This window comes from Thermodesulfovibrionales bacterium (assembly GCA_035622735.1).
Classification (GTDB): domain Bacteria; phylum Nitrospirota; class Thermodesulfovibrionia; order Thermodesulfovibrionales; family UBA9159; genus DASPUT01.
Map to the genome: position 1 here is coordinate 1 of DASPUT010000048.1, position 2,755 is coordinate 2,755.

2 protein-coding genes are annotated in these 2,755 nt (G+C 53.0%); both read left to right on the plus strand.

What is annotated here, in order from left to right; all coding sequences use genetic code 11:
- The first annotated feature begins 620 nt into the window (after window positions 1–620).
- Window positions 621–1,751 carry a radical SAM family heme chaperone HemW gene (gene hemW / locus VEI96_02535; GenBank protein ID HXX56862.1) on the plus strand — a complete coding sequence of 377 codons (1,131 nt, stop codon included), beginning with the start codon at window positions 621–623 and terminating at the stop codon, window positions 1,749–1,751.
- A 35-nt stretch (window positions 1,752–1,786) separates the two neighbouring features.
- On the plus strand, window positions 1,787–2,755 hold a 969-nt coding region (locus VEI96_02540; protein ID HXX56863.1), incomplete at its 3' end, for a hypothetical protein.

Sequence of the window (2,755 nt, forward strand, 5' to 3'; positions counted from 1 at the left end):
GGTGCGGCAGTTAACCTGTGCACCGACTGGCACTTTTAACCATGATGTTGATTGGAACACTGCCTCACCCAGAAAAATAAGAGTTGCCGGCATTCTTTACTGCCCGGGTCGTGAGCCATCATCGGACTGGCGTAAGAACCATGGGAATTGTTAAACAACGAAGTGGACTCGGCACGGAACCGAAGGTTTTCTGGTCCGCCATACAGCGGAAGGGCTCTCTTAAGGGAACAATCTCTGAGTGTAGCCTCGATCCTGATGGGTGTCTGGCACAGTGAAGACTGCAGCCGAAGCCCAATGAAAAAACGGCATAGGTAAGAGCGTCGGCAGCTCATAAAAAGGGAGAAGTAACAATGCTTCTCGATAAGATACGTTTTCCTCTTGACTGGTGTCCGCTAAATGGGTGTCGGTGAAGGCAATAGAAAGTCTTCCCTCATTGCAGTCTCATTCCAGGGTGAAGGCTCGCAACAGGAGGGCACCCGCCTTCTCGACAGCGTATTTTTCCGGATCTCTGTGCGACGAGCGACTTCTTCTCAGGGTCCCGCCAGCGCATTGACAGGTCTTGATCCGAAGCCCTATATTTGATTGCGTAAAGGACCTATGAGGAGGCAACGGGCGGTGAAATGATTAACTCTCTCTACATCCACATCCCCTTCTGTATCAGGAAATGCATCTACTGCGATTTCTTCTCCGTACCCTTTGACGAGACCCTCGCCCTCGACTATATGAACGCGGTTCTTCGCGAACTCGCACTGAGAAGAGATATCGCGGGCGAATTGAAAACGATCTATATAGGCGGCGGCACCCCAACCGTATTACCCACACAGTCCCTCATGCGGTTGCTGGGGACGTTGAAAGACTCCTATACGATATCCCGTGATGCTGAAATTACCCTTGAGGTCAATCCCGGGACGATTGACGGAGAGAAGGCTCAGATGCTCTCGGGGAGCGGTATCAATCGGTGCAGCATCGGCGTCCAGTCGTTCGACGATGGGGAACTGAAGTTGCTCGGGAGGATTCACAATGTTGCGGATATCGTGAACGCCGTGGAGGCAGTCAGGAACTCGGGTATCGGGAACCTCTCCCTCGACCTTATCTATGGCATACCGGGGCAGATAGAGGACCGCTGGGAGCGCAATCTGGCAAAGGCTATAGAACTCGTCCCCGAGCATATCTCGGCTTACGAACTCACTCCTGAGAAGGGTACGGAACTCTTCGAACTGTTCAGAGAGAAAAAGCTCATGAAAGCCCCTGAAGAGACCGTCATCGCCATGTACTACCATACGATCGATAGATTGCGAGACGCGGGTTACCGGCACTACGAAATCTCCAACTTTGCGAAGGAGGGCTTCTCCTGCAGGCATAATCTCAACTACTGGAATAGAGGGGAGTATATCGGAATCGGCGCGGGAGCCCATAGTTTCATCAGGGATAAGAGGATGAAGAATCTGAGCGACATCGGAAGGTATATAGAGAAGCTCGGTGACGATGATCTCGCCATAGAGGAGACGGTAGAGCTTTCGTGCGAGGAAGCGATAAAAGAGTTTATCTTCCTCGGCCTGAGAAAGGCCGAAGGACTCGACATCAGGGAATTCAGGCAGGACCTCGGAATAGATATCCTAGAGGTTTCGGCCGGGCTGATCGCCGACGGACTCCTTGAGTCTGACGGAGACCGGCTCAGGCTCACGCGAAGTGGAATAGTTGTTTCGAACACGGTAATAGCGAAACTCTTCGAAGAACTGGAAAGACGGTAACTTCCGGCTCCGGGAATATCTGATACAATGTGATTATGAGTTCCTGCGGCGTCGGTTTTGTCTGCGACATAAGAGGCGCGAAGAGCCATGATATTGTCTCCTGGGGTATTGAAGCTGTCAAGAACCTCACCCACAGGGGCGCTGTCGGCGCGGACGGCAAGACCGGAGACGGCGCAGGAGTCCTCTTCGAGATACCGAGGAAATTCTTTCTCAATGAGATAGAGAGACAAACGTTCACCCTCTCCCACGGCAGTAACCTTGCCGTGGCGGTCTTCTTTCTCAAGAAACGCGTAGAGCCAGAAATAGAGGAAGTCCTCCGCAAACACCATCTCAGGCCGGTCGGCTGGAGGGACGTTCCGACTGATGACAGTGCCCTCGGGGAATCTGCCTGTGCGACAAAACCTGCCATCCGACATCTCTTCATCGATACTCACGGGATCGATCCCGGGAATACCGAAATCAGGCTTTATCTCGCGAGAAGGGCGATCGAAAAGAGGTTTGAGAGAGACGTCTATATCCCGTCGATGTCTGCGAAGACCATTGTCTACAAAGGTCTCCTCGTAGCGCCCCAACTCGACCGCTTCTATCCGGATCTCAAGAATAAGGATTTTGAGTCCGCCTTCTCGATCTTTCACCAGAGGTTCTCTACAAATACCCTCCCCGATTGGACCCTCGCGCAGCCCTTACGCGTCCTCGCTCACAACGGAGAGATAAATACCATTCAGGGAAACAGGAACTGGATGGCTGCCATCGAGCATGAGGTCATTCACGAGATATTCGGGGATGCGGGCAGCTCGATCAGACCTCTCGTATCCAACGAGGAGAGTGACTCAGCTTCTCTCGACAGGATCATCGAACTCCTCATGCTTGCGGGCTATTCGCCTGAGCAGGCCCTCATGCTCTGCATCCCTCCGGCATGGGAGAACTTGGATTTTTCTGACGAGGAAAAGGCCTTGTTCGAATACCAGTCCCTCCGGATGAAACCCTGGGACGGTCCGGCAGCG

Bases quoted from the DNA above. Each gene is read 5' to 3' on its own strand.
- hemW (HXX56862.1), top strand. From the start codon at position 621: ATGATTAACTCTCTCTACATCCACATCCCCTTCTGTATCAGGAAATGC.